22 protein-coding genes are annotated in these 24940 nt (G+C 67.3%); 15 read left to right on the top strand and 7 right to left on the bottom strand.

Annotation, left to right across the window (positions count from 1 at the left end; genetic code table 11):
• Positions 1-374: 374 nt before the first annotated feature.
• Positions 375-941 (top strand): helix-turn-helix domain containing protein, encoded by a 567-nt coding sequence (locus M2352_RS21575; protein WP_264666597.1) that lies wholly within the window; start codon positions 375-377, stop codon positions 939-941.
• Positions 942-1377: 436 nt separating this feature from the next.
• On the opposite strand, the gene M2352_RS21570 is transcribed toward M2352_RS21575, so the two are convergent.
• From M2352_RS21570 to M2352_RS21560, 3 genes are all read right to left on the bottom strand, one after another.
• Complete coding sequence (locus tag M2352_RS21570; RefSeq protein ID WP_264666596.1) at positions 1378-2097, bottom strand: Bax inhibitor-1/YccA family protein; 720 nt, start codon at positions 2095-2097, stop codon at positions 1378-1380.
• 161 nt (positions 2098-2258) lie between these two features.
• Entirely contained in the window at positions 2259-4838 is a 2580-nt protein-coding gene (locus M2352_RS21565) for an ABC transporter permease (protein WP_319802061.1), read from the bottom strand.
• Positions 4792-5541, bottom strand: a complete 750-nt coding sequence (locus M2352_RS21560; RefSeq protein WP_264666595.1) for an ABC transporter ATP-binding protein — start codon at positions 5539-5541, stop codon at positions 4792-4794. The genes M2352_RS21565 and M2352_RS21560 overlap by 47 nt, the downstream gene beginning before the upstream one ends.
• 142 nt (positions 5542-5683) lie before the next feature.
• On the opposite strand from M2352_RS21560, the gene M2352_RS21555 reads away from it, so the two are divergent.
• From M2352_RS21555 to M2352_RS21515, 9 genes are all read left to right on the top strand, one after another.
• Positions 5684-6286 carry an arylesterase gene (locus M2352_RS21555; RefSeq protein WP_264666594.1) on the top strand — a complete coding sequence of 201 codons (603 nt, stop codon included), beginning with the start codon at positions 5684-5686 and terminating at the stop codon, positions 6284-6286.
• Between the two features lie 2 nt (positions 6287-6288).
• Positions 6289-7485 (top strand): FIST signal transduction protein, encoded by a 1197-nt coding sequence (locus tag M2352_RS21550; protein ID WP_264666593.1) that lies wholly within the window; start codon positions 6289-6291, stop codon positions 7483-7485.
• Positions 7486-7522: 37 nt separating this feature from the next.
• Positions 7523-8566: an aldo/keto reductase gene (locus tag M2352_RS21545; RefSeq protein ID WP_264666592.1), complete on the top strand. Its 1044-nt coding sequence runs from the start codon at positions 7523-7525 to the stop codon at positions 8564-8566.
• Between the two features lie 28 nt (positions 8567-8594).
• Positions 8595-9152: an RNA 2',3'-cyclic phosphodiesterase gene (gene thpR / locus M2352_RS21540; protein ID WP_264666591.1), complete on the top strand. Its 558-nt coding sequence runs from the start codon at positions 8595-8597 to the stop codon at positions 9150-9152.
• 2 nt (positions 9153-9154) lie between these two features.
• Positions 9155-9931, top strand: a complete 777-nt coding sequence (locus M2352_RS21535; protein ID WP_264666590.1) for an NRDE family protein — start codon at positions 9155-9157, stop codon at positions 9929-9931.
• Positions 9932-10067: 136 nt separating this feature from the next.
• Entirely contained in the window at positions 10068-10832 is a 765-nt protein-coding gene (purC, locus tag M2352_RS21530; RefSeq protein ID WP_264666589.1) for a phosphoribosylaminoimidazolesuccinocarboxamide synthase, read from the top strand.
• 29 nt (positions 10833-10861) lie between these two features.
• Positions 10862-11104, top strand: coding sequence for a phosphoribosylformylglycinamidine synthase subunit PurS (gene purS, locus M2352_RS21525; RefSeq protein ID WP_264666588.1), 243 nt, complete (start codon positions 10862-10864; stop codon positions 11102-11104).
• On the top strand, positions 11101-11808 hold the full coding sequence (locus M2352_RS21520; RefSeq protein WP_264666587.1) for a DNA-3-methyladenine glycosylase family protein: 708 nt from the start codon (positions 11101-11103) through the stop codon (positions 11806-11808). Before purS ends, M2352_RS21520 begins: the two co-directional genes overlap by 4 nt.
• A 117-nt stretch (positions 11809-11925) precedes the next feature.
• On the top strand, positions 11926-13818 hold the full coding sequence (locus M2352_RS21515; protein ID WP_264666586.1) for a methyl-accepting chemotaxis protein: 1893 nt from the start codon (positions 11926-11928) through the stop codon (positions 13816-13818).
• 87 nt (positions 13819-13905) lie between these two features.
• On the opposite strand, the gene M2352_RS21510 is transcribed toward M2352_RS21515, so the two are convergent.
• The gene (locus M2352_RS21510; protein WP_264666585.1) at positions 13906-14433 is read right to left on the bottom strand and encodes a c-type cytochrome; all 528 of its coding nucleotides are present in this window, start codon (positions 14431-14433) and stop codon (positions 13906-13908) included.
• A 219-nt stretch (positions 14434-14652) separates the two neighbouring features.
• Here M2352_RS21510 and M2352_RS21505 point away from each other — a divergent pair, with 219 nt between their 5' ends.
• The 3 genes from M2352_RS21505 to M2352_RS21495 all read left to right on the top strand — a co-directional run bounded on the left by M2352_RS21505 (position 14653) and on the right by M2352_RS21495 (position 16827).
• Positions 14653-15408, top strand: coding sequence for a 3-deoxy-manno-octulosonate cytidylyltransferase (locus tag M2352_RS21505; protein WP_264666584.1), 756 nt, complete (start codon positions 14653-14655; stop codon positions 15406-15408).
• A 21-nt stretch (positions 15409-15429) separates the two neighbouring features.
• A complete protein-coding gene (locus M2352_RS21500) occupies positions 15430-16296 on the top strand; it encodes a prephenate dehydratase (RefSeq protein ID WP_264666583.1) in 867 nt (288 codons plus the stop codon).
• A gap of 159 nt (positions 16297-16455) precedes the next feature.
• Positions 16456-16827 carry a hypothetical protein gene (locus M2352_RS21495; RefSeq protein ID WP_264666582.1) on the top strand — a complete coding sequence of 124 codons (372 nt, stop codon included), beginning with the start codon at positions 16456-16458 and terminating at the stop codon, positions 16825-16827.
• Positions 16828-16906: 79 nt separating this feature from the next.
• Here M2352_RS21495 and M2352_RS21490 read toward each other — a convergent pair whose 3' ends face one another.
• From M2352_RS21490 to M2352_RS21480, 3 genes are all read right to left on the bottom strand, one after another.
• Complete coding sequence (locus M2352_RS21490) at positions 16907-18235, bottom strand: ABC transporter ATP-binding protein (RefSeq protein WP_264666581.1); 1329 nt, start codon at positions 18233-18235, stop codon at positions 16907-16909.
• 13 nt (positions 18236-18248) lie between these two features.
• A complete protein-coding gene (locus M2352_RS21485; protein ID WP_264666580.1) occupies positions 18249-20048 on the bottom strand; it encodes an ABC transporter permease in 1800 nt (599 codons plus the stop codon).
• A 465-nt stretch (positions 20049-20513) separates the two neighbouring features.
• Positions 20514-22604, bottom strand: a complete 2091-nt coding sequence (locus tag M2352_RS21480) for a sensor histidine kinase (protein ID WP_264666579.1) — start codon at positions 22602-22604, stop codon at positions 20514-20516.
• A gap of 265 nt (positions 22605-22869) precedes the next feature.
• Between M2352_RS21480 and M2352_RS21475 the strand changes: the two genes are divergently transcribed.
• Together M2352_RS21475 and M2352_RS21470 are read left to right on the top strand one after the other, a co-directional pair.
• Positions 22870-23643 carry a response regulator transcription factor gene (locus M2352_RS21475; protein ID WP_264666578.1) on the top strand — a complete coding sequence of 258 codons (774 nt, stop codon included), beginning with the start codon at positions 22870-22872 and terminating at the stop codon, positions 23641-23643.
• Between the two features lie 530 nt (positions 23644-24173).
• Complete coding sequence (locus M2352_RS21470; protein ID WP_264666577.1) at positions 24174-24827, top strand: response regulator transcription factor; 654 nt, start codon at positions 24174-24176, stop codon at positions 24825-24827.
• The last annotated feature ends 113 nt before the right edge of the window (positions 24828-24940 follow it).

Genomic DNA, 24940 nt, shown 5'->3' with positions numbered 1-24940 from the left:
TGCCCGGCGTGCATCAGCCCGGCATGGCGCCCGTTCTTCAGCACAGAGACCCGGTGGCTCGTGGTCACGAGCCTGATCCTGTCTGTTGAAACGGTATCGGATGTCGGTTGGATGCATGTCGGTGGAACACACAGAACCTCTCCCTTTGATGGATCGGTCTGCCACGTGGTCAATGTCTGGTTCACTTTCGAACGAACAAGGAAAGTGTAGGTTGAAAATGGAGTTTTTGCAACAAATAATTCCATTTCGGAGTTCATGGATCTCTGTATTCACATACATTTGTCTACGGAACGGAAAAATCTGTTGGTGATCAGAGAGGAAGTCGGGGCTTCCAACGTTTCAATCACACTGCCTCTTGATACGGAGTTCCAAAAATGAACTTAGAAACAGATGCCTCCGCTTTCCATGCGCGGCTGGAAATGCTCATCGGGCCGGAAAAGCCTTTTGCCTGGGCAAAGCGCGTGGGAATACCGTCCGGCACCTTTGCCCGGATATGGAAAGAGAAAACGATTCCAACCGGGGATCATCTCAACCGGATCGCCGATGTTACCGGCGTGTCCTTGGATTGGCTGCTCCGCGGCCATGGATCAATGACAATAGACATCAAAAACAAAAGCAAAGATTCACAAGAGTTGCCTTTGGACAAAGACGTTCCTTCTGAGAACGAATACCAAAGCGGATCAATAAACAACAATTCAACAACAGATGCGCGCCTGATGGGGCGGCTTGTTGAGAAAATACTTCTTGTTTACAAAGAAATGGGGATTGGCATCGCTATCCATCAGGCAACGGAGCGCGCAGTGAAAGAACATGACAGAATAATTCTTAACTCTTCAGATCCAGACGATCGCCTGACTCAGGTTGGTGAGGTTACGGCATCTTTGCGCCAAGAGCTTCGCTCTTTGGCCAGCTCTTCTGAATCGAGCAAACGCCGGGCCTGAGAGTTGTAAGGATCCCCAATGTAACACACGATTGCACGAATATGTTGATTGGAAATGAATACGTATTGCCCCAAAACACACCGTGCCACGAAGGTCGATCAGCCAAATCTACCTATGCTTGCACTGCGATGGCCTATCCCGCTCACGCAAACGTCGTTCCGCTCTGCCACCCTGGAACTCCAAAATCGAATCAAAAAATTCATATTGAGAATTCATAGCCACCCCGCCAGCGCCCCGCGGGCTTGGGGAAACGAAGCGTCGGCGCACGCGCCCCCTGTCTCCAGCCAGCCCCCAAACGGATCTCCTCCCGCTTCCATCCCCCGCTTTACCGCCACCGGCCACGGGGAACCAAAAAAAAGGGGCGCTGCGTTACCGCAGCGCCCCTTTCCCTGTTCCGGCCCGCTTTCTGGCGAAAGCCCGGGCCTTGGTCTTTGGATTATTCGCGGTCCCCGAGGAACGAAAGGAGGAACTGGAACAGGTTGATGAAGTCCAGATACAGGCTCAGCGCCCCCATCAGGGCCAGCTTGCCCGCGGAGTCGCGGTCATAGCCCTCGGCGTACATCTGCTTGATGGTCTGGGTGTCATAGGCGGTCAGACCCGTGAAGATCAGAACGCCCAGGACCGAGACGGCGAACTGCAACGCGCTCGACTGGAAGAAGATGTTGGCGAGGCTGGCGATGATCAGGCCGAACACGCCCATCATCAGGAACGAGCCCATCCCCGTCAGGTCGCGCTTGGTGGTGTAGCCATAGAGGCTCATCGCCAGGAACATGGACGCCGTGACGAAGAAGGTCAGCGCGATGCTGGACTTGGTGAAGACCAGGAAGATCGCCGCCATCGACAGGCCCATGGTCGCGCAGTAGGCCCAGAACACGCCCTGGGCCGCCGCGAACGACAACCGGTTGATGCCGAACGACAGAACCATCACGAAGGCCAGCGGCGCCAGCATCACCACCCACTTGAGCGGCGTGCCGAACAGCGTCTGCATGAGGGCCACGTTGGTGGACACGAGGAAGGCCACCAGACCGGTCAGCAGCAGGCCGCCGCCCATATAGTTGTAGACGCGCAGCATATGCTGGCGCAGGCCCTCGTCGAAATACCCGCGGTCGATGGTGTGGCCCGCCGTAGCGTAGCGCTGGAAGGTCGGGTCTGCCATGATGTCCCCTCATCACAGTGGTGGTTCGAATTTGCCTGACCATATTGTCGGGCTTTCAGGATTGTTCAATACGCAAAGCCGCCCTGCGGCGGCGATTCCCTGAAAATGACGCCGATTTCATCTTTACGTAACCGGGGGGCGGCAAAGAGCGCGCCCTCATCTCACTCGTTCCGCAGAAGCGGGGCCGCCGGCTGGCCCAGCGCGCGCCATGTGCCGTAGAATCCAAGAGCCAGCGTGATGGCGGTGGCGACCGCCGCCGTCGTCCCCACCGCCGACGGCAGGAAGGCCCAGTCCCAGCGCATCACCCACACCAGCACCGCCCAGGCGGCAAGCGTGCCGATCACCGAGGCAATCACCGCGGTGATCAGGCCCAGCAGGCCGTATTCCAGCAGAAAAGCACGCACCACGTCGCCGCGGGTGGCCCCCAGCACCTTCAGCACCACGGCGTCATAGGTGCGGCGCCGGTGGCCCGCCGCCACCGCCCCGGCCAGCACCAGGGTTCCGGCCAGCAGCGTGATGGCGGCGATGACCCGCACCGCCATGCCGATGTGGCCCAGCATGGCCCCCACCGTGTCCAGCGCGTCCTTGATGCGCACGGCGGTGATGTTGGGGAAGCGCTGGAGCACGGCGCGCTGCACCTGCTGCTCCGATTCAACCGGCGCGCGGACGGTGGCGATCCAGGTCTGCGGCGCCCCGTCCAGCAGGCCGGGGGAGAACACCAGGGCGAAGTTGATGGTCAGCGACGCGAAATCGGCGGCGCGCACGCTCGCCACCTCCGCCTCCACCAGCCGGCCCAGCACGTTGACGCCGATGCGGTCGCCCAGTCCGACGCCGAAGGCCTCGGCCACCGAGGTGTGGATGGACACCAGCGGCGCCCCGCGGTAATCGCGCGCCCACCATTGCCCCTGGATGATGGAGCCGTGGGCCGGCGGCTCGGCGGCATAGGTCAGGCCGCGGTCGCCCCGCAGCAGCCATTCCCCCTCCTTGTTCTTCAGCGCCTGTTCCGCCGGCTGGCCGTTGATGGTCTCGATCCGCCCGCGCAGGGAAGGAACGGCCTCGAACGCCGTGGTGCCCGGCACCGCCAGCACCGTGTCCTTGAACGGGGCGAACTGGTCCGGCTGGATATCGACGAAGAAGAAGCTGGGGGCGCCGTCGGGGATGGTTTCCTGAACGCGGCGGCTGAAATTGCCCTGGATCAGCGCGATGATGACCAGAACCGTCAGCCCCAGCCCCAGCGACATCACCACCGCGCCTGTGGGGTTGCCGGGACGGTGCAGGTTGGCCAGCGCCAGCCGCAGGCCGGGGGACCGCGGACGGCCCAGCGCCGCCGCCCCGCGCACCACCGCCCACGCCGCCAGCCGGAACACGGCCAGGGCCGCCACCGCCCCCGCCACGAACCACAGGGCAAAGCGCGGCTCGTGCGCCGTCAGCACCGCCATGCCGGCCAGACCCAGACCGGCCAGACCCAGCAGCACCAGATAGACCGCCCGCGGACGCCCGCCCGCCGGGGCGATGGCGTCGCGGAACAGGGCACCCGCCGGCACCTCCCGCGCCCGGCCCAGCGGCCAGAGGGAGAAGGCCAGCGCCGTCAAAAACCCGAACACCACCGCCGCGGCAAGTGCGCCGGGGTAGACGCCCACGTGCAGGCTGACCGGCAAAAGCCCTTCCAGCAGGCCCCCCAGCAGGGGCGGGGCCGCCGCCCCCACCATCAGCCCGCCGGCCACGCCCAGCCCGGCCAGGATCATGATCTGCAACAGATAGACGCGGAACACCAGCGCCCCCGGCGCGCCCAGGCACTTCAGCGTGGCGATGGTGCCGCCGCGGGCGTCCAGATGCGCCCTGACCGCGTTGCCCACCCCCACACCGCCCACCAGCAGCGACGTCAGCCCGACCAGGGTCAGGAAGGTGTTCATCCGCTCGATGAAAGTCTGGATCTGCGGGGCGGCGTTGGACACGTCGCGCATCCGCCACGGCGCACCGGGGAAACGTTCGGTCAACGCCGCCTGCCACGCCTTCACGTCGGTGCCGTCGGGCAAACGCACCGTGGCTCCCCACCAGATCAGGCTGCCCGGCTGGTGCAGCCGCGTGTCGGGCAGCGCCGCCAGACTGATCATCAGCCGCGGCCCCAGGGTGAAGCCGCCGCCGGACGCCCGGTCGGGTTCGCGGGCGATGACGGCGCGGACCTGCACCTCGGTCTCGCCCAGGCGCAGCGTGTCGCCGACCTTGGCGCCCAGCCGGTCCATCAGTCCCTGTTCGGCCACCGCTCCCCAATAGCCGTCGCGCTGTGTCAGCGCCGGGTGCAGCCGCTCCCCCCCGTCCAGCATCATGGAACCGGCCAGGGGATAGGCGCCGTCCACCGCCTTCAGTTCCACAAGGGCGGAGTGGGATTCGTCCGCCGACCGCACCATGGCCCGCATCTCGGCGCTGGTGGAAACCGGGCCGGAATCCCGCAGCACCTCCATCACCGGGTCCGGCACCGGCTGGTAAAGCTGACGCAGGGCCACGTCGCCGCCCAGGATCGCCCGCCCGTCGCGGCGAAGCCCGTCGAGAATCCCCGCCGACAGCGATTGCACCGCGGCGATGGCCGCCACCCCCAGCACCAGACAGGCCAGGAAGATGCGGAACCCCTGAAGACCCCCGCGCAGTTCCCGCCGCGCCAGGGTCAGGGCCAGCCGCCAGGACGCGGCCCCCATCTCACTCACCGGCCACGCGCACCGCCGCCCGGCGGTGTCCCTGCCCATCCTCTCCGGCCCCGTCGTCGGCGATGATGCCGTCCTTCAGCGTCACCGTGCGGTCGCAGCGTGCGGCCAGGGACGGGTCGTGGGTGATGAGCACCAGCGTGGTGCCGCGGCTTTCGGCCAGCCCGAACAGCAACTCCACGATCGACGCGCCCGTGCCCATGTCCAGGTTGCCCGTGGGTTCGTCGGCCAGCAGCAGCGCCGGTTCGGTGGCAAAGGCGCGCGCCACCGCCACCCGCTGCTGCTCGCCGCCCGAGAGCTGGCCCGGATAATGGCTGAGCCGGTGGCCCAGCCCCACCGCCTCCAGCCCGGCGCGGGCGCGGTCGAAGGCATCGCGCCGCCCGGCGAATTCCAGCGGAATCGCCACATTCTCCAGCGCCGTCATGGTGGGGATCAGATGGAACGCCTGGAACACGATGCCCACCCGGTCGCGGCGGAAACGGGCCAAGCCATCCTCGTCCAGCCGGTTCAGGTCGTGGCCGGCCACCTCGACCGTGCCGCTGCTGGGGCGTTCCAGCCCGGCCATGACCATCATCATGGTGGATTTGCCCGACCCCGACGGCCCGACGATGCCCACCCGTTCCCCCGCCGCCACCGACAGCGACAGGCCGCGCAGGATGTTGACGGGTCCGGCATCGCTGTCCAATCTCAGGTGAACATCGTCCAGACGGACGAGCGCGGACACGGCGGAATCGGGTCGGGACATTGCAATGGATCTCAACAGACTGCGGGCAAGCCTTTCGCCATATGGCAAGGCGCGGCGCCGTTTCAACCGGGGGCTTGGCGCTCTTTTCGCGCTTGCGTCCGTCCTGGGGTGGGGCCTGGGGTGGGGCCTGGGGTGGCCCGGCGTGAGCGGCGGCGCGCAGGCCGCCGCCCCGTCCCGCCCGCTGCGGCTGCTGGCGCTGGGCGACAGCCTGACCGCCGGCTACGGCCTGCCCGCGGGCGATGGATTCGTGCCCCGGCTCCAGGCGGCGCTGCGGGCGAAAGGCTATGACGTCACGGTGCTGAACGCCGGGGTGTCGGGCGACACCACGGCGGGCGGCCTGTCCCGGCTGGATTGGGCGCTGGCGGACAAGCCCGACGCGGTGATGGTGGAGCTGGGGGCCAACGACATGCTGCGCGGGCTTGACCCGGCGGCGGCCCGTGCCAATCTGGACGCCATCCTGACCCGGCTGAAGGAGCGGCGGCTGCCGGTGCTGCTGGCCGGGATGCGCGCGTCCCCCAGCCTGGGGCGGGCGTACGGGGCGGCGTTCGACGCCCTGTACCCCGATCTGGCCCAGGCCCACGGCGCCCTGCTCTACCCCTTCTTCCTGGACGGGGTGGCGGCGGACGCCGCCCTGAACCAGGGCGACGGCATCCACCCCAACGCCGCCGGCGTGGCGGTGATCATCGACCGAATCGTGCCCACCGTCGCCCGCCTGCTGGAGCAGGCGGCGCGGCCCGGAGAGTGACCATGACCGAGACCACCACCGCCCCCCCGTCCCGATTCCACGCCGCGGCGGCGGAGGGGGCCGACTGGACCGCCGCCACCGCCGCCTGCGCCAGCCGGCTGGGGGATGTGCGCGGCTGCACCCTGGGCTTCCTCTACATCACCGAGGCGCTGGCCCCCCACGCCGCCGGCATCGTCACCATGATGCGGTCCCTGACCGGCATCCACGACTGGATCGGCACCGTGGGGCTGGGCGTCATGGCCGGCGAGGGCCGCGCGGGCGAGGAGGAGGAGTTCTTCGACCGCCCCGCGGTGGCCGCCCTGGCCGTGCGGCTGCCGCCGGACTCCTTCCGCCTGTTCCCCGCGGTCAGCGGCGACATGACCCCGCTGCGCCGGGCCGCGGGCGCGTGGCTGGACCGCCGCCGGCCGACGCTGGCCATCGTCCACGCCGACCCGCGCACCATGAACCTGCCGGAAACCATCGCGCTGCTGGGCGACACCACCGGCGCCTTCGTGGTGGGCGGCATGTCCTCGGCGCGGGAGGACAATTTCATCCAGTTCGCCGTCCCCGCCTCCACCGCCACCATGGACATGGGGCCGGTGACCGGGGGGACGGACGGCGTGGGCGTGTCGGGCCTTCTGCTGGGCGAGGGGGCGGATGTCGCCACCGGCCTGACCCAGGGCTGCACACCCATCGGCCCGGCCCGCACCATCACGGAAGCCAACGAGAACATCATCATCGCCATCGACGGGCGCCCGGCGCTGGAGGTGTTCAAGGAAGACATCGGCGAGCTGCTGGCCCGCGACCTGCAGCGGGTGGCGGGGTACATCTTCGCCGGGCTGGGCGTGCCGGGATCGGACACCGGCGACTATCTGGTCCGCGATCTGGTGGCCATCGACCCGCGCAAGGGCTGGATCGCCGTGGCCGAACACGTGGACGCCGGCCAGCCGGTGCGCTTCACCCGCCGCGACAAGCCGTCGGCGGAAACCGACCTGCGCCGCATGCTGACCGGGCTGAAGCGCCGCCTGTCCGGCCCGCCCAAGGGGGCGGTGTACGTCAGTTGCATCGCCCGCGGCCCCAACCAGTTCGGCCAGGGCCGGGAAATCGCCATCATCCGCGAGGAGCTGGGCGCTATCCCGCTGGCGGGATTCTTTGCCAGCGGCGAGATTTCCCACGCCCGGCTCTATGGATACACTGGCGTCCTGACCGTATTCCTGTAAAACAATCCCATAAACCTATAGAGAAATGGGAATTAAAATGGACTATCGCCGCATCGGGCGCACCGACCTTGTGGCCAGCGCCATCGGCCTCGGCACCATGACGTGGGGCCGGCAGAACACCCAGGACGAAGCCTTCGCCCAGATGGATCTGGCGCTCGACGCCGGCATCACCTTTTGGGACACGGCGGAGATGTACGCCATCCCGCCCACCGCCGAGACCTATGGCCGCACGGAAACCATCATCGGCAACTGGTTCGCCAGCCGCGGCGGCCGTGACCGGGTGGTTCTGGCGTCCAAGATCATCGGCAACCCGCGCGGCGGGTTCCCATGGGTCCGCGGCGGCACGGCGCGGCTGGACCGCGCCAACCTGACCGAGGCGCTGGACGCCAGCCTGAAGCGGCTGCAGACCGACTGGATCGACCTGTATCAGCTTCACTGGCCCGACCGGGTGACCCCGCGCTTCGGCCAGCGCAGCTACCAGCATTCCCCCGGCGACGACGGCGTGCCGCTGGAGGAGACGCTGGGCGTGCTGGACGAGTTCATCAAGGCCGGCAAGATCCGCGCCGTGGGCCTGTCCAACGAGACGCCGTGGGGGGTGATGCACAGCATCCGTCTGGCGGAAACCCGCGGCCTGCCCCGCGTGGCGACGATCCAGAACGCCTACAACCTGCTGAACCGCACCTACGAGAGCGGGCTGGCCGAGGTGGGCTTGCGCGAGGACGTGGGCCTGCTGGCCTATGCCCCGCTGGCCGCCGGCACCCTGTCGGGCAAGTATCTGGGCGGCGTGATCCCGCCCGGCACCCGCCGGTCGCTGGACCCCCGCCGCTGGCGCTACGACACCCCCAACGTGGACCCGGCGACCAAATCCTATGTGGAGATCGCCCGCCGCTACGGGCTGTCGCCGACGCAGATGGCGATCTCCTTCGTGGCGCATCAGCCCTTCGTCACCTCGGCCCTGATCGGGGCGACGACGCTGGACCATCTGCGCAGCAACATCGCCGCCTACGAGGTGCGGTTGAGCGATGAGGTCTTGAAAGAAATCGAAACCGTCCATATCCGTTACAACGATCCCTGCCCGTAAGGGCGGGGCGTTCGAGACGGGATTGCGGATGATACGGCTTTTCGTTGCGTTGGACTTTCCACCCGAGGTGCGCGAACGGCTGGCCGGATTGCAGGGCGGGGTGCCCGGCGCGCGGTGGAGCGAGCCGGAGACCCTGCACCTGACCCTGCGCTTCATCGGCGAGGTGCCGGAGGATCAGGCGCAGGACATCGACGCCGCCCTGGCGGACATCGACGCCGCCCCCTTCCCCCTCACGCTGGACGGGGTGGGCAGCTTCGGCCACGGGCGGGGGGCGCGGGTGCTGTGGGCGGGGGTGGAGCGCAACGACGCGCTGACCCATCTGGCGGCCAAGGTCGAATCGGCCCTGGTCCGCGCCGGCCTGCCGGCGGACGAGCGCAAGTTCACCCCCCACGTCACGCTGGCCCGCCTGCGCGACGCCAACGCCGAGCGGGTGGCGCGGTTCCTGTCGGAGCGTGGGTTCTTCCGCGCCGGCCCCATGCCCGTGGATCATTTCGTGCTCTACCGCAGCCATCTGGGCAAGGGCGGCTCGGTCTATGAGCCGCTGGCCTCGTACCCCTTGGCCGCCCCCAGCCCGGAGCCGGTGTAACCATGTGCAGCGTCGTCATTCTGCGCCGCCCCGGCAGCCCCTGGCCGCTCCTGATCGGCGCCAACCGGGACGAGATGGCCGGGCGCCCCTGGCAGCCCCCCGCACGCCACTGGCCGGAGGACTACCCCGAGGTGGTGGCCGGGCTGGACGAGCTGGCCGGCGGCTCGTGGCTGGGGATGAACGATCAGGGGATGGTGGCCGCGGTGCTGAACCGCACCGGCACGCTGGGGCCGCAGGAGGGCAAACGGTCGCGGGGCGAGCTGGTGCTCCAGGCGCTCGACCACGCCGACGCTTCCGACGCGGCGCTGGCCTTCGCGCACCTGGACACCCGGGCCTATCGCCCGTTCAACCTGCTGCTGGCCGACAACCGCGACGCTTTCGTGGTCAGCCACCGGGGCGAGGGCGGCGGCAACCGCCCCACGGTGGAGCCCATCGGCGAGGGGCTGCACATGCTGACCGCCATGGATCTGGACGATCCCGCCGACCCGCGGCTGGCGCTCTACCTGCCCCTGTTCCGCCACGCCCCCGCCCCCCAACCCGACCCTGCGCGGGAGGACGGCGGCGACTGGTCGGCATGGAAAGAGCTGCTGGGCAGCCGCATCTGGGACGGGGACGATCCCCGCGGGGCCATGGATTTCCGCCTGCCCTCGGGCTTCGGCACCAGTTCCAGCGCGCTGATCGCCCTGCCCGCCATCGGGGCGGCGGACCCGGCCCCGCTGTGGCTGTTCGCCCACGGGGCCCCGCACGCCACGGCGTACCGGCCCGTGACCGCCGCATGACAGGCCACGAAAACGGGGGATGCCGGCGGTGCTGGGCCAATTGTGTTCCGCGGAACGGCTTGCTATATCACTTTGGTCTTTTTCCAGGAGCGGCCGTTCATCCGCCGCCCCACACGCGAGTTTTGGATCACCACCCATGACCAGACGCCGGCGCATCTATGAAGGCAAGGCGAAAGTTCTTTTCGAAGGACCGGAGCCGGGCACCCTGGTGCAGTACTTCAAGGACGACGCGACCGCCTTCAACAACCAGAAGAAGGGGGTCATCACCGGCAAGGGGGTGCTGAACAACCGCATCTCCGAATATCTGATGTCGCGGCTGACGGAAATGGGCATCCCGACCCATTTCGTCCGCCGCCTGAACATGCGCGAACAGTTGATCCGCGAGGTGGAGATCATCCCCATCGAGGTGGTGGTCCGCAACGTCGCCGCCGGGTCTTTGTCCACCCGCTTCGGCATTCAGGAAGGCACGCCGCTGCCCCGCTCGATCATCGAGTATTATCTGAAGTCCGAGGAACTTAATCACCCCATGGTGACGGAGGAGCACATCACTGCCTTCGGCTGGGCCGCTCCGCCGGACCTGGACGACATGGTGGCGCTGGCGCTGCGCGTGAACGATTACCTGTCGGGGCTGTTCCTGGGCATCGGGCTGCGGCTGGTGGATTTCAAGCTGGAATTCGGCCGTCTGTGGGAAAACGACGACATGCGCATCGTCGTCGCCGACGAGATCAGCCCCGACAGCTGCCGTCTGTGGGACATCAAGACCAACGAGAAGTTGGACAAGGACCGCTTCCGCCAGGATCTGGGCAAGGTGGAGGAAGCGTACCAGGAGGTCGCGCGGCGCCTGGGCATCCTGCCCGAGGGCGGGGCCAGCGACCTCAAAGGCCCAAAGACCATGCAGTGACTGACAGTCAGGAAGAAAAGGGTTCCCCGATGAAGGCCAAGGTTCACGTCACCCTCAAGCGCGGCGTGCTGGACCCGCAGGGCAAGGCGATCGAGCACGCGCTCCACACGCTGGGCTTCGGCGGGGTGGAGAATGTCCGCGCCGGCAAGGTGATCGAGCTGGAGCTGACCAGCACCGACGCCGACGCCGCCCGCAAGGAGGTGGAGGCCATGTGCACCAAGCTGCTGGCCAACACCGTCATCGAGGATTACGCCATCGAACTGACCGCGTGAGCGGCCAGCCGGACGGCACGGGCGGGGGGAACGCCACCCCGCCCTCTCCCGCCCTCCCCCCGATGACGCCGGAGGGGCTGGCCGGCCTTTACCCCATCTTTGCCGAATGCCTGCGCGTGGCCGGGCCGCTGGAGCGGGACTTCCGCCGCCCTTCGGGCTTCCTCGGCCTGTTGCGCATCATTCTGGAACAGCAGCTTTCCACCCAGGTGGCGCTGACCCTGTGGCGCAAGCTGGAAGCGCGTCTCGACCCCATCACCCCCGCTGGCCTGCTGTCCCTGAACGAGGACACGTTGCGTGCCTGCGGCTTTTCCCGGCAGAAGATCATCTATGGCCGCGGGCTGGCCGCGGCGGTGGAGTCCGGCGCGCTGGATTTCGAGCGCCTGCACACCCTGCCCGACGATGCCGCCGCCGCCGCGCTGATGGCGCTGAAGGGGGTGGGGCGCTGGACCGCCGACATCTATCTGATGATGGCGCTGGACCGGCCCGACGTGTGGCCGGTGGGCGATCTGGCGATCCAGATCGGGGTTCAGCGGCTGCTCGCCCTGCCCGCCCGGCCCGGCCCCTTGGAGTTGACGGCCATCGCCGAACCCTGGCGGCCCCACCGCAGTCTGGCCGCCAAACTGATCTGGCACCATTACGTCGCCGGCCAGGAAGCCGCCCGCGCCCAACGGAGCAAACCGGCCGAACGCAATACGCCGGTATGACGATTCCGGTATGACCACTGCGCCGGATACCCTTTCCCCGCCCGCTTTTGTGTGAGACACTGGAAAAACCTTCCTGTCAATAAGGTTTTTCTAACACACGGCGGCCAGGGGTTTATCGTGCTGAAAAAACTGTCGCTGACGGCGAAACTCTGCGCCTTGAACATCGCCGGGCTGGTGTTTCTCGCCATGGTGCTGATGCTGTCCGCCAGCTATGTTCTGGAGGAGCGCAGCGCCCAGGGTGCCCAGGACCAGCGGGAACGCAGCATCGCGCTGGCCCATATGCTGCTGAAGCAGAAGGGGAACACCTATTCCATCCGCGACGGGGCGCTCTATGTGGGCGACACCCGGCTGGACGGCGACACCACCGTCGTGGACACGGTGCGCGGCCTGACGGGCGGCATGGCGACGGTGTTCCGCGGCGACACCCGCGTGGCCACCAACGTGCTGAAGGACGACGGCACCCGCGCCGTGGGCACCCGCCTGGCCGCCGGCCCGGTCTATGACACGGTGCTGACGCAGGGCAAGAGCTTCCGCGGGGTGGCCGACATTCTGGGGCAGGCCTACTTCACCGCCTACGACCCCCTGTTCGACGCGCGGGGCAATGTGGCCGGCGTGCTGTTCGTCGGTCTGAAGCGGGCGGAGGTGCTGAAGACGATGGACGAGGTGCAGGGCACCCTGATCGTCATCGCGCCGGTGGTGACCATCGCCTTCGGCCTGCTGAGCTTCCTGCTGGTCCGCCGCCAGATGAAGGCCGTGACCGCCATCGAGGACACCATGCGCCATCTGGCCGATCACCGGCTGGATGTGACGGTGCCCGGCCTGGACCGCCACGACGAGATCGGGTCCATGGCCCGGGCGGTGCAGGTGTTCAAGGACAACGCCATCGAAAAGCGGCGGATGGACGAGGCCGAGCGCGCCCGCATCGAGCAGGAGCGCCGCGAGGACGAGGCCCAGCGCGCCCGCGAACAGGCCATCGGCCGGGAAATCGCCGCTCTTATCGAGTCGGTCTCCAAGGGCGATCTGAGCCGGCGCATCGACCTTGCCGGCAAGGACGGCTTCTACCGGGCGATGTCGGAGGGGATCAACCGCCTGACCGACACCGTGCAGTCGGTCATCAAGGATCTGGGGCAGGTGCTGGGTGCGCTGGCCCACGGCGACCTGAACGCCCGGCTGACCAAGGATTACCAGGGGGCGTTCCATGCCCTGAAGAGCGATTTCAACACCACGTCGGAAACCCTGTCGCGCATCGTCGGCCAGATCGCGCACGCCTCCGACGCCATCGCGTCCGCCGCGTCGGAGGTGTCCATGGGCTCCTCCGACCTGGCCGAGCGCACCGAGCAGCAGGCCTCCTCGCTGGAGGAGACCGCGGCCAGCATGGAGCAGTTGGGGGCCACCGTGCGCTCCAACGCCGACAACGCCCAGCGCGCCAACCGTATGGCGTCCGACGCCCGCACCGCCGCCGAATCGGGCGGTCAGGTGGCGGTCTCGGCGGTGGACGCCATGCGGCGGATCGAGGGAGCCAGCCGCAAGATCACCGACATCATCGGCGTGATCGACGAAATCGCCTTCCAGACCAACCTGCTGGCGCTCAACGCCGCGGTGGAGGCGGCGCGGGCCGGCGATGCGGGCCGCGGCTTCGCCGTGGTGGCGCAGGAGGTGCGCAACCTCGCCCAGCGCTCGGCCCAGGCGTCGAAGGAGATCAAGGCGCTGATCATGGACAGCGATTCCCAGGTGCATGGCGGCGTGGAGCTGGTGCAGAAGGCCGGCGGTGCCCTGGAAGGCATCGTGCGCGGGGTCCAGGACGTGGCGGCGCTGATCGCCGAGATGGCCACCGCGTCGGCCCAGCAGGCATCGGCGCTGGACGAGATCAACTCGGCGGTGGCGCAGATGGACGAGATGACCCAGAAGAACGCGGCCCTGGTGGAGGAAACCACCGCCGCCGCCCATCAGTTGACCGAACAGGCTCACTCCATGCAGCAATTGATCGCCTTCTTCCGCCGGGCGGGGTGACGGGCGCGCGGGCACACAGGAAAAAACCCCGCGGGCCGAAGCGCCGCGGGGCTTTTTCACACCGTCCCGTGTCCGGTCCGCCCGGCCTTACGGCAGCGGCACCGGGGCATCCGACAGGGTGCGCAGATAGGCGATGAGGTTGGCACGGTCCTGGTCGCCCTTGATCCCGGCAAAGCTCATCTTGGTGCCGGGCACCGCCGCCTTGGGGTTGGTCAGGAACTTGTTCAGCGCCTCGAAATCCCACACGCCCTGCTGGCTCTTCATGGCGTCGGAATAGGCAAAGCCCTCCATGTGGGCGTGCGGGCCGCCGACCACGCCGTACAGGTTGGGGCCGACCTTGGCCGCACCGCCCTTGTCGAAGGTGTGGCACGAGGTGCAGGCCTTGGTCGCGGCCTTGCCCGCGTCCACGTTGGCGGCGGCCAGCAGCGGGCCGATGGGCGCCGGGCCGGCGGGGGCCGCGGTGTCGGTCTTGGCGGCGCCGCCGGCGGCCGCCTGCACCACATAGCCCGGCTGCACCGCCGGCCTGGGCATCACCAGAACCCGCGCGGCAAAGCCCGACAGCAAGGCAACCAAAAGCGCCAGCAGCACCGCGCCGAACGCCTTGTTCAACTCCATAAACATAGGGTTCCGTCCCCTTGTTCGATCCATGGGCCCGGTGACACCGGACGTGTGAGAGCGCCACCCGGCCGGACCGGGCGTTTTGCCGCAAGGATAGTCCGCCCTGCGGCAAATGTCACCGGCAGCCTTGGCCTCCGGCCCCTTGACGCGGGGCCTGGGACGTGCTTCACCCCCCGTCATCGCAAAGGCCCCCTGTTCAGATCGGGATCGTCCGCCATGACCGTTTCCCCGCCGTCCAACCCCATCGTGGTGATTCCCGCCCGCATGGCGTCCACCCGGCTGCCGGGCAAGCCCCTGGCCGACATCAACGGGCTGCCCATGATCGTGCAGGTCTGGCGCCGGGCGGTGGAGGCCGATATCGGCCCCGTCCTGGTCGCCGCCGCCGAGCCGGACATCGTCCGGGCCGTCGAATCGGCGGGCGGCACCGCCGTGCTGACCCGCCCCGACCACCCCTCGGGCTCCGACCGCATCTTCGAGGCGGTGAACCTGATCGACCCGGACCACACCCACGACGCGGTGGTCAACGTGCAGGGCGACCTGCCGACCATCGAGCCGGCGGTGGTGCGCACCGCCTTCGCCACCCTGGCCGATCCGGCGGTGGACATCGCCACGCTCGCCGCCGTCATCACGCGGGCGGAGGAGGTGGACAACCCCAACGTGGTCAAGGCGGTGGTGGAACTGGACCCGGTGCTGAACCGGGGCCGCGCCCTTTATTTCACCCGCGCCACCGCCCCCACCGGCGACGGGCCGCTGCTGCACCACATCGGCCTGTACGCCTACCGCCGGGCGGCGCTGGAGCGGTTCGTCGCCCTGCCGCCGTCGGTGCTGGAACAGCGCGAGCGGCTGGAGCAGCTCCGCGCGCTGGCCCACGGCCTGCGCATCGACGTGGCGGTCGTTGACGCGGTTCCCCTGGGCGTCGATACTCCCGAAGACCTCGAACGGGCCCGCACCCTGCTGGCCCGGCGTTCCTGACCCAGCGGACAGACGTTTCCCATGCCGACCTCGAACATCATCGCCTTCCAAGGGCATCCCGGCGCCTATTCCGACCTGTCGTGCCGTTCGGTGTTTCCGGGCATGACCACCCTGCCCTGCCAGACGTTCGAGGACGCGTTCGCCGCCGTGCGCGAGGGGCGCGCGGCCCTTGCCATGATCCCGGTGGAAAACTCCATCGCCGGGCGCGTGGCCGACAACCACTATCTGCTGCCCGAAGGCGGGCTGCACATCATCGGCGAGCATTTCCAGCCGGTGAACCACCAGCTTCTGGCCCCCAAGGGCGCCACGCTGGGCACCATCCGCACGGTGCGCAGCCATATCCAGGCCCTGTCCCAGTGCCGGTCCGCCATCCGCAGCCTGGGGCTGGAGATCATCAACCACGCCGACACCGCCGGTTCCGCCGCCGAGATCGCGGCGCTGAACGATCCCCGGCACGCGGCCATCGCCTCGTCGCTGGCCGCCGAGATCTATGGGCTGGAGATCCTGAAGGCGGACATCGAGGACGCGCGGCACAACACCACCCGCTTCCTGATCATGGCCCGCGAGCCGAAGGTTCCGGCCCCCGGCACCCCCACCATCACCACCTTCGTCTTCCGCGTGCGCAGCGTGCCGGCGGCGCTGTACAAGGCGCTGGGCGGATTCGCCACCAACGGCGTCAACATGACCAAGCTGGAAAGCTACATGGTCGAGGGGCGATTCACCGCCACCCAGTTCTATGCCGACGTGGAAGGCCACCCGGAGGACCGTTCCCTGCGGCTGGCGCTGGAGGAACTGGACTTCTTCGCCCGCGAGGTGAAGATCCTGGGCGTCTATCCCGCCAACCCGTTCCGCTTCCAGGAACGGCAGCAGACCCAGGGCGACGATTGATTTCCTGCCCGAGGCATCATGCCGCACCCCGCGGATGGATGCCTCCTCCCCCCGTCTTCGCATCCATGCCGCATCTGGAAATGTGGTATAAGAAAAGGGTGATGTAAGCCCACCGGCGCTCACGCCCCCCGCCCTCTTCCGGCGGGCGGGTGCCGCGCCATGGCGGACGCCGGGAAGGATGCGGCCCCACAGCCGTGGGTGCCGCACCGGGAGGTTGCCATGCTCACCTATGAGGATTGTATCGGCCTTGCCAACCTCGACAAGGATGAGGTTGCCCAGATCGCCGCGCACGAGCGGTTGCCGTCGATGATCGCTCTGGAAAAAGGTGTCTATCTGCTGAACCACCCATGGGGTGACGCAGCCCTTCGTCAGATGGTGTGGGACAATCTGTGCAGCGTGGCCCGGCACAACGATCCGGGCCGGACCGAAGACCTGTTGGGCCTCTACCGCCTGACCTGCCTGCACCACCCCAGCCCGTACGACCGGCGCCAGTCGCCGGTGCGGGCCACCCATCCCATCTGGCACGGGTAGAAGCGGTGCCGCGGCGGGGAGCCGCGGGTTATGATTTGGGGGCCGGCCCCGAGAGGGGCCGGCCCCCTTTTCCAGCCTGCTATTCCCCATCCTCGAACGCGAAGGTCTCGCTTTCGTCGTCATAGGCGAAGAGTTCGGCGTAACGCGCCCAGCTCGTCACCGCCCTCAGCGTGTCGCCGGCGTAATCCTCGCTCATGAAGGGGGTCAGCTCGGCACCGATGCGGGCGCGGGGAACATGATGGGACGGAACCTCCTTCAGCAGCCCATGGATGTGGGCGGCCAGCGGAACGAAACGGACCAGATGCTCGGCGAACAGCCGCTTGCGGTCGTCCACCCCGGCTTCGGCAAACAGCCGCCCCGGCTCGGTCAGGTGGATGTCGCCCTCCGCCACCTCGGCGAAGCCCAGCATCTGCAGCGCCTCGGCAATGGGGAACAGGTCGTCGATCTCGTGCTGCAGCGCCGCCGCCAGATGGGGCAGATCCGCCCGGCCGTGATAAACGGGCGAGGCCAGGGTCTCCATCAGCCCGGCCAGCAGGTTGGTGGACACCGGCACCAGCGGCACCGCATGGGCCGGCGGCTGGCGGGCCGCGGGGACGGCCGGGGCGGTCAGCGGTTTGCGCGCCGTCATCCGGCCATAGATGTCATCGACCATGGCGCGGAACACCGGGTCCAGGCGGTTGCGCGGGTGGGGAATATCCACGCGGATTTCCGCCGCCACCCGTCCGGGATTGGACGAGAACACCAGGATGCGGTCGCACATCAGCACCGCCTCCTCGATGTTGTGGGTGACCATCAGGATCGAGCGGATCGGCAGCCGCCGTTCCATCCACAGGTCCAGGAGGTCGGTGCGCAGGGTTTCCGCCGTCAGCACGTCCAGCGCCGAAAACGGCTCGTCCATCAGCAGGATTTCCGGGTGGACCACCAGCGCACGGGCGAAGCCCACCCGCTGGCGCATGCCGCCCGACAGCTCCTTGGGATAGGCGGATTCGAAGCCCGACAGGCCGATCAGGTCGATGGCCTCCTCCGCCCGCGCCTCGGCCTCCCGAAGCGGCACGCCCTGGGCCTTCAGCCCGGCCAGCACGTTTTCCCACACGGTCATCCAGGGGAACAGGGCGAAGGACTGGAACACCATCGCCACCCCGTCGGCGGGGCCGGTGACGGGGGCGCCGTGGTGGGTGACCGCACCGCCGGTGGGCCGCACCAGCCCGGCGACGATGCGCAGCAGCGTGGACTTGCCCGAGCCGGAGCGGCCCAGCAGCCCGACGATCTCCCCCGCCCGCAGGCTCAGGTCCACGCCGTCCAGCACGACGTATTCCCGCGCGCCCGGCTTGGCATAGGACTGGCGCACGCCCGTCAGGTCGAACAGGACGGGGTTCAGGGTATCCACGGTTTCCAGGGTATCCGGCATGTCCGGTCCTCCCTCAGGCAAGACGCAGGCGGCGCTCGGCAAAGGCGTAGAGCGGGCGCCACAGAAGTCGGTTGAGAAGAATGACGAACACCGCCATCACCGCGATGCCCAGCACGATGCGGGGATAGTCGCCCGCCGCCGTGGCCTGGGCGATGTAGCTGCCCAAGCCATGGGCGGTCAGGGTGGTGTCGCCCCAATTGACGGCTTCGGCCACGATGCTGGCGTTCCACGACCCGCCCGACGCGGTGACCGCCCCGGTGATGTAGTGGGGAAACACCCCCGGCAGCATCACGTCGCGCCACCATTGCCAGCCGCGGATGCGGAAATTGGCCGCCGCTTCCCGCAGATCGCTGGGAAAGGCGGTGGTGCCGGCCACCACGTTGAACAGGATGTACCACTGGGTGCCCAGGATCATCAGCGGGCTGAGCCAGACATCGGGGTTGAGATCGAACCGCAGGATCGCCACCACCGCCACCGGAAACAGCAGGTTGGCGGGAAAGGCGGCGAGGAACTGGGCCGCCGGCTGCACCATTTCCGCCAGCCGCGGGCGCAGCCCGATCAGCACCCCCAGCGGCACCCACACCAGCGACGCCACCACGATCAGCGCCACCACCCGCGCCAGCGTGGCCGCCCCCAGCAGCACCGCCGTGCCCACGTCGCCCCAGCCCACGCCCGACGCGATGAACGTCACCATGGTCCAGCCGCACCACCCGCCGGCCACGGCCAGAACCGCGTACCACAGCGCATCCACCGTGCGGGCCGGCACCCGGTCCAGCCGGCGCAGAAACGGCCCGGCCACCCGCCCCGCCCCCGCCCTCGCCCTCGCCCTCGCCGCCAGCGGAAGGCCGAACCCACGGGGCCGCCACCACACCGCCCGGTCCAGCAGCCCGCCCACCGGGGCGAACAGGGTGCGGAAGAAGCGGGTGCGCTGGAACAGGTTGAGCAGCCAGGAGTCCGGCACCTCCTGCGCGCCCGTCAGCTCCACGCGGAACTTGTCGGCCCACGCCACCAGCGGGCGGAACAGCAACTGGTCATAGGCCAGGATCACCAGCAGCATGGCCAGCACCGCCCAGCCCACCGCCCCCAGATCCCGTTCCCCGATGGCCTGCGCCAGATAGGAACCGACCCCCGGCAGGGTGATGGTGCGGTCGCCGACCGTGATCGCCTCCGACGCCACCACGAAGAACCAGCCGCCGGACATGGACATCATCATGTTCCACACCAATCCCGGCGCGGCATAGGGCGCTTCCAGCGTCCAGAACCGCTGCCAGCCGGAAAAGCCGAAGCCGCTCGCCGCCTCCCCCAGATCCCGCGGCACGGTGCGCAGGGACTGGTAGAAGCTGAAGGCCATGTTCCACGCCTGGCTGGTGAAGATGGCGAACACCGCCGCACACTCCGCCCCCAGAACGCTGCCGGGAAACAGCCCCAGGAAGAACACCACGGTGAACGAGATGTAGCCCAGCACCGGCACCGACTGCAGCACGTCCAGCACCGGGATCAGCACCATGCCGGCCCGCCGGCTCTTGGCCGCCAGCGTGGCGTAGGTGAAGGTGAAGACCAGCGACGCCGCCATCGCCGCCAGCATGCGCAAGGTGGAGCGCAGGGCGTATTCCGGCAGCATCCACGGGTCGAGCGACACCGGGGCCGCGGCGATGCTGTCCAGCGGGGCCGTCATCTCCTCCCCCCCGACGGCCATCAGCGCCAGCAGGCCGATGACCAGCGGCAGCGCCAGCAGATCCCACCGGTTGGGGGCGGCCCCCGCCGCGCGGGCCGACAGACCCGTGGCGGAAATGCTCATGTTGATCCAGACCATGACCGTACCTTCCCGCGGCCCGCCGGGGACCGCATGGGCAAAACAGGACGAAGGGCTCCCGGTCCCGGCGTGGGGACGGGATGCGGTGTCAGGAAGGAGGGAACGGGTTAACGCTGTCGCGGGAGCGGGTCACACGGCGCCATCCCCACCGCGGCAGCACAGCGGGGGGGAGGGATGAACATGCGGATGGTGATGGAAGAACACACCATGGTCCACCTCTGATTGTCCGGCGTACGGGGCCGGACCGGGTGGACCCTCAGATAAGGTCAGCCCAGAACCGGCGTCTTCGCCTGCTTCTGTTTCGATCGACGACTGTGGGGTTCCATTCCTGACCTTCTCGGCGGCCATCCGTGATTTGACCGCACGGATGGGGGCCGATACTTCAACGGCACTCCGGCTCCTCTACTCCCCGCCCGACGCCGGGTCAAGAGCGTTTTCGCCGTGGAGCACATCGTCACGAAAGCATCATCCGGCGCGGTCCCCCAGCGTGACGGCAAAGCGGTTTCCCGTGGCGGCGTGGTTGTCCAGGATGATGTCGCCGCCGTGCAGGCGGGCGATCCGCCGGACCAGATACAGCCCCAGCCCCGCCCCTTCCTTCCGGCGCTGGCGGGGGGAGCGGTAGAATTTCTCGAAGATGCGCGCCCGGTCTTCCGGCGCGATCGGCTCCCCCTGATCCTGGACGAAGACCTGCACCCGGTCGTCCTCCCACCGGATCCCGACGCCGATGGGGGTGCCGGGGGGCGAATATTTGGCGGCGTTCTCGATGATGTTGGCGAACATCATCCGCAGCAGCATGTCGTCGCCGGTCACCCGGCGCGGGGTTCCGTGGCTGGCCAGGGTGAACGCCCGGTCCTCGTGGGTGAGGCGCTGGGCGGCCAGCAGCTCCCGCAGGAGGGCTGGAAGATCCAGGGGAGCCGCGTCCAGCACGATGCTGGCCTGATCCAGCCATTCATCGGACAGGCATTTTTCCACCAGCCCCTGCATGCGGGCCACCGCCGTGACGATGTTGCCCATTTCCTCCGCCGTTTCGGCCTCGTCCAGCCGGCATTCGCTCATGGTCGAGACCGATGCGAGGATGATGCTCATGGGTGTCTTGAACTCGTGGGACACCATGGAGAGGAAATTGCGCTGCTCCTGCCGCGATTGCCGCTCCCGCTCCAGATTGGCCATCAGCATGCGCTGGCTTTCCTCAAGCTCCTGGGTGCGTTCCTGCACCATGCGGTTCAGGATGCTTTCCCGCCTGGCCGTTTCGTCCAACGCCGTGTGGGCAAGCCGCAGGCGCTCTTCCTCGATCCGCCGGATGTGGCGGGCGATGGCGACGCCCAGGATGACCGCGTAGCCGTAGAAACCCACATAAATGCTCCATTCCGCCGTGTCCGCCGCCACGGGCAGGCCGAAGTTCTTGCCGATTCTCATCACCATGGCGGCCATGGGAACCGCCATGCCCAGACACAGCAGGCCAAGCCCCCGTTCGCCCCGCACCACAAGATAAGCAAGCACCCCGACGCTGAGAAAAGCGTAGGCCAGCACCCCCGCGTTCACGACCGGAGCGGCAAGGCCGTAATACCCGGCAAAGGCGGTGGCCCCCAGCAGAACGCTCGCCACCGCCAGCCCCTGGAACAGCAGGGCGATACGGGGCAGACGCCGGCGCAGATCGAGAAACGCCACCATGAACATGAAGCCCCCCGCCAAGCCGGGGCCGGTGGCGAAATCCCCCAGCCTGTCGGCCGCAAGCGGGTGGGCCGGCAGGACGATCTCATGGAGATGGCCGCTCAGCCCCAGCAGCCGGACATGGAACCCCGCCACCTGGATCAGCAGCCAGAACGACGCCCGGTCACGAAAGGAAAAGGCTCCGACGGCAGCCAGGAGCAGGAGCACCAGCGCCGTCCCGTGCATGATGCCGTAATACCAGGCCGTCCGTGTCGAATGGGCGGTGAAGGCATCCGGTTCCCAAGCCTTGGCCGTGACGACGATGGCCCCTTCGGATTTGGTCCGCAGCAGGATGCGGACGGTCTCGCCGGCGCCGACGGTCACGGGAAAGAGGAAGGTGCGGTGGGGATAGGGCCGCACCGAAAAGGGCCGGCGGCTTCCGGCCGCGTAATGGGTCACGCGCAGGGCTTCATCGACGCTGTAGAAATCCACATAGTTCAGCCGTGGCCTGCCGACCTCGATCAACCGCACCGTGGCCCGCTCCGTCGGGTTTCTCAAAGAGACGAGACGCCATTGCACCGCCATGTCGAAGTGGGCGGGGGCACGCTCGCCCGGAATGGTGAAGGCGGTGGCCGGGACCGACAGGACGTCTTCGACGGTCACCCCCTCGTCGGGAGGAATCAGCAAAGCCATGCCGGCGTCCAAGGACAGGACCGGGCTGTCCGGGGCCAGGATCACGGCCGGCGGCGCTTGCCCGGAGGCGGAGCGCACGGACATCACCAGAAAGACCGCGATCAGCAGCAGCAAACGCCCCAGCCCGGAGCCGGGACGGGAACGGTCCGGGACCACCCCTGCCTTGCCGCCGGCGGGGAACCCCGGCGGAAACGGCGTCTTTTTCTTATCCAACACGTCCATCATGCCAAGAAGCGGCGGAATTTTTTCGGAAGAATCGCTTTATTTTCTGCCTGTATTGGCAAAATACAGCCATGGCCATCGGGCGCAGGCAAGTCATGCCGCCCTGGAGAAGGGCCGATACGGTTCTTCCCGTTTTGCGCGGCCCCGGCCAGGATCTATACATATCCGAATAACCCTGACAATATACAGGCCCTTCAAACCGGCTTGGCACGAGGTGGGCCGCGTATCGCCCGGTGGGAACGAGGAAGAGGATCGGATGTTCTCCGTCGCGGTGGTCGAGGATGAATCGGCCCTTTTGCGCACAATCTGCCGCTTTCTGGGAAAGGTCGGCTTCTCCGTCACCGGGTACCCCGACGCGGAATCCTTTTTGGCATCCCATGGGGAAAAACCGTTCGATGTCGTGGTGCTGGACGTCAACCTGCCCGGGCAGGACGGTTTCGAAACCGCCGCCCAGGTGCGCGATCTGTCCCCCAGCGTCGGCATCGTCATCCTGACGGCCCGCAGCGACGTGGACGACCGGGTGACGGGGCTGCTCAACGGTGCGGACAATTACCTGAGCAAGCCGCTGCACCTGACCGAACTTCATGTGGTGATCCAGAACCTGACCCGCCGCATCGCCCTGGAACGGGCGGCGGAAGGCGGCGTACCGTGCGGGCCGCCGCCCGCCGCCCCCGCCGGGGATGCCCCCGCCACGCCGAAGCGCCAGCCCCTCAACGGCTGGCGGCTGGACGAACAGGACTGGAGCCTGATCGCCCCGACGGGGGCCGCCGTGTCCTTGACGGCATCGGAATTCCGCATCATGCAAGCGCTGTTCAGGGCCCCCGGCAGGCAGGTGAGCCGGGAAGCCATCATGACCACCCTGGGCAAAAAGCTTGAGCAGGAAAGCGACCGGCGGATCGACAACCTGCTGTCCCTGCTGCGCCGGAAGGTGCGGGAGGAGACGGGGGTTCTCCTGCCCGTGAAATCGATCCGGTCCTCAGGTTACACCTTTACCGGCATATCCGTGAATCAGATAGCCGGCAAACCCTGATACCGCCCTGCCGCAGTGCGTTCAGGAACCGTCAGTCCCTGAGCGTCCGCCGGTACCCGTTCCATCGGGAGCGCCGGCACGCGCAGAGCCATGACGATGGCGCGGACGATGGCACGGCGGTCCCGAAGCCGGGCGGCTCCCCGCCCCGCGCACCGCAACCGTGCGGAGAATAAGCCGGCCCCGGACCGGACCATCCCACCAGCCGCCGCCAGTCGTCCAACCCTCCGCCGGAAGGACCGGCGCCATCCGCACGCCTTCATGCTGCGCACCGGCGCGGTATCGCTTTCAGAACTGAAAGCAATGCTTTGATATTATATAATTACCCAAGAAAGAATAAAAAATTCTTCCGTGGTGAAATGTTCTTAACCATAAATACAAAGCCCACAGCGAATCAAAGAACGTTCAATTTCTAAATAATCGTATGGTTATTCTTTAACTTTTGATAAATCAATTACCATTATTGTCTTCATGAAATGATAATTTCCGCATAATGTCGGCACCCTAAACCATACATACTTACAGGCCAACCGATGAATACACCTGAAAATGTCCACATTATTGATGACGATCCGGGTGTTCGTCGGACCCTGGCCCGCGTGTTATCAGGCATGAGAATCCAAACCCATGCGTATGGAACAGCCGCTGAATTCCTTGAGTGTTACTCGGGGGGGAGTGGCTGCATCGTCACCGACGTGCGTTTGCCTGACATGGACGGGATTCATCTGGTTGAAACCTTGCAGGAACAGGGGTCTGACCTTCCGATATTGGTCATAACCGGATTCGCCGATATCGACATGGCCGTTCGGGCTATGAAGGCCGGGGCCTCCGATTTCCTGGCAAAGCCGTTCGGCAACGCCGCCTTTCTCGAAAAGATCGAAAACTGTCTGACCATCGGACGGGCACGGGCTCGGGTCCACACCCGCCGCCGCAACGCCGCCGAACGGCTGTCCGCCCTTTCCAGCCGGGAGGCGCAGGTGCTGCGCTTGGTCATCGGCGGGAAACAGAACAAATGCATCGCCTGGGAGCTGGGGATCAGCATCAAGACGGTGGAGGTTCACCGGGCCCACATCATGGAAAAGACCGGGGCTTCGTCCCTCATCGAGCTTGCCCGCATGTGGGAAATCGCCGGTCTGGACTGGACTGACGACAGCGCCCCCCCTCTTCCCCTGGCCCTGGGGGCGTGAGACCGGGGGAGGCAGGTGCGACAATATATCTTTTGTAGTATGAGAAGGCATAAACCAAAAGATATAAATCAGGGTTGACCCTAACTGGTGCTTTGCACGGGGACGGCCCATGT

It is taken from the genome of Azospirillum fermentarium, assembly GCF_025961205.1.
Lineage (GTDB): Bacteria > Pseudomonadota > Alphaproteobacteria > Azospirillales > Azospirillaceae > Azospirillum > Azospirillum fermentarium.
The sequence above is the reverse complement of the archived record's forward strand: the minus strand, read 5'-3'. Positions and strand labels throughout refer to the sequence as shown.